The sequence below is a fragment of the Streptomyces sp. NPDC050147 genome (assembly GCF_040660195.1).
GTDB lineage: Bacteria > Actinomycetota > Actinomycetes > Streptomycetales > Streptomycetaceae > Streptomyces.
This window is the reverse complement of record NZ_JBFALJ010000003.1, coordinates 332960-335447: the sequence shown is the minus strand read 5'-3', so window position 1 is coordinate 335447 and position 2488 is coordinate 332960. Positions and strand designations below refer to the sequence as shown.

The window sequence follows — 2488 nt, the reverse complement described above, 5'->3', positions numbered from 1 at the left end:
GCCAGAGGTCTCCACTGGGTCGTCGGTCGCTGGGCGTACGGAGCTAGCGGTGCTCCGGCGGCGGTGGCGGGGGCCCCTGGTGGAAGAAGGGACCGCCGCCTCCGGGCCCGCCGGGGCCCGGTCCCATGCCCGGCCCTGGTCCCATCCCCGGCCCTGGTCCCATCCCGGGCTCTGGTCCCATCCCGATCCGCACCGGACCACGGCCACCAGGTCCCGGTCCGGGCCCGCCCGCGTGCACCGGCTCCGGTCGCGGCGCCGACGATCCGTTCTTCGACTGGCCGGCGAACTGCGTCCGGTAGAGCTCGGCGTACAGGCCGCCCTGTTCGAGCAGTTCCTCGTGGGTGCCTGACTCCTGGACCCGGCCCTCGTCGATCACCAGGATCTGGTCCGCGTCGCGGATCGTTGCCAGCCGGTGGGCGATGACCAGGGAGGTACGCCCCTTCAGCGCGGTCTTGAGCGCCTGTTGCACCGCTGCCTCGGACTCCGAGTCGAGGTGCGCGGTGGCCTCGTCGAGAACGACGACGGGCGGGGCCTTGAGCAGCAGCCTCGCCATGGCGATGCGCTGCTTCTCGCCGCCGGAGAGCCGGTAGCCGCGGTCGCCGACCACGGTGTCGAAGCCGTCCGGAAGCGATTCGATCAGCTCCCAGATCTGCGCGGCCTTGCAGGCGTCGGTCAGGTCCTGCTCGGTGGCGTCCGGGCGGGCGTACGTGAGGTTCTGGCGGATCGTGGTGTGGAAGAGGTGCGCGTCCTGGGTGACCATGCCGACGGTGTCAAGCACCGACTCCAGGGTCAGGTCGCGCACGTCGTGGCCGCCGATGCGCACCGTTCCCGCGCCCGGGTCGTACAGGCGCGGCACCAGGTGCGTGATGGTGGTCTTGCCTGCTCCCGAGCGGCCGACCAGCGCGGTGAGCTTGCCGGCCGGTGCGGTGAAGGTGAGATCGCGCAGGGTCCAGGCGTCGCCGGCCCGCTCCGGCATCGGCAGCGCGATCGATTCGAGGGAGGCGAGCGAGACGTCGGCCGCCTTGGGATAGCGGAACGACACGTTGTCGAACTCGATCGACACCGCGGGCGGCTGCTTGCCGCCGGCCTTGTTCCCGGCCCCGCTCGCCGCCGGGAGCGCCACCGCGTCCGGCTTCTCTGCGATCAGCGGCTTCAGGTCCAGTACCTCGAACAGCCGGTCAAAGCTGACCAGCGTATTCATCACGTCCGCCTGGGCGTTGGAGAGCTGGCCGATCGGCTGCATCAGCCGGGTGAGCAGGGTGGCCAGCGCCACCAGGGTGCCCATCTGGAGGGTGCTGTCGATGACCAGCCGGCCGCCGACCCCGTACACCGCCGCCGTGGCCAGCGAGCTGACCAGCATGGTGGAGAGGAAGAGCAGTTTCATGTGGACGGAGGTCTGCACACCCACGTCGCGGCTTCTGCCCGCCAGGCCGGAGAACTCGGCCGACTCCCGGCCGGGGCGGCCGTAGAGCTTGGCGAGGAGGGCTCCGGTGACGTTGAACCGCTCATGCATCATCGACCCCATTTCGGCGTTGATCTGCATGTGCCGGCGCATGAGCCGCTGCATCCGGCGGCCGATGACGCGGCCGGGCACCACGAAGAACGGGGCCAGCAGCAGGGCGATCACCGTGATGACCCACGACAGGTAGATCATCGTGATCAGGATGAAGGTGAGGGTGAGCGCGGCGGAGACGACGGTGGAGAGCAGCGACGTGAGCGCAGCTTGTGCGCCCATCACGTCGGTGTTGAGCCGGCTGACCAGCGCTCCGGTCTGGGCCCGGGTGAAGAAGGCCAGCGGCTGCCGCTGTACGTGGTCGAAGACCTCGGTCCGCAGGTCGTAGATGAGCCCCTCGCTGACCCGGGCGGACACCCAGGCCTCCACGAATCCCAACAGGCCGGCCACGAGGGATAATCCGGCGACGGCCACGGCTATCCATACAACAGCCGAGGTGTTGTTCTTGAGAATTCCGTTGTCGATGAGGTATTTGAACATCACCGGAATGGCAACGGCGATGCCGGCGTTCAGTGTTGTCGCCGCCAGCAGGCCCGCTACAAGGCGGCGGTGTCGCCTGGCGTACGGGAATATTCGTTTAGCGGTGCCGGGCCTGACCTCTTGTTTCCCGATGGACGGATCGGGTCCGTCCCCCCGTACGATCACCGGTCCTGGGCCACCCATCATGGCCACAGCTACCACCTCTGTCCCGTCGTCTCGCCGTCCGGTCGGTCTTCGGTCAGTTGACGGATTCGGCCGTGGCCTTCTCGCCGTCGGCCGCGTCCATCGCCTCGGCGAGGCTCCTGGGGCGCATGTCCGTCCAGTTCTCCTCGATGTACGACATGCAGGCCGCTCGCATTCCTGCGCCGAAAACGACCTTCCAGCCGTCCGGCACCTCGGCAAATGCGGGCCAGAGAGAATGTTGGTTTTCGTCGTTCACCAGCACCAGAAAGGAGCCGTTCTCGTCGTCAAAGGGATTCGCCATGACCACTCCCG

The 2488-nt window shown here is 68.3% G+C and carries 2 protein-coding genes; both read right to left on the bottom strand.

Going from position 1 to position 2488, the window contains the following annotated elements; all coding sequences use genetic code 11:
- Window positions 1-43: 43 nt before the first annotated feature.
- Window positions 44-2176: an ABC transporter ATP-binding protein gene (locus tag AB0I94_RS08110; RefSeq protein ID WP_363308728.1), complete on the bottom strand. Its 2133-nt coding sequence runs from the start codon at window positions 2174-2176 to the stop codon at window positions 44-46.
- Between the two features lie 55 nt (window positions 2177-2231).
- Complete coding sequence (locus tag AB0I94_RS08105) at window positions 2232-2477, bottom strand: MbtH family protein (RefSeq protein WP_363308727.1); 246 nt, start codon at window positions 2475-2477, stop codon at window positions 2232-2234.
- Window positions 2478-2488 lie beyond the last annotated feature (11 nt).

Bases quoted from the DNA above. Each gene is read 5' to 3' on its own strand.
- AB0I94_RS08110 (WP_363308728.1), bottom strand. From the start codon at position 2,176: ATGGGTGGCCCAGGACCGGTGATCGTACGGGGGGACGGACCCGATCCG.
- AB0I94_RS08105 (WP_363308727.1), bottom strand. From the start codon at position 2,477: ATGGCGAATCCCTTTGACGACGAGAACGGCTCCTTTCTGGTGCTGGTG.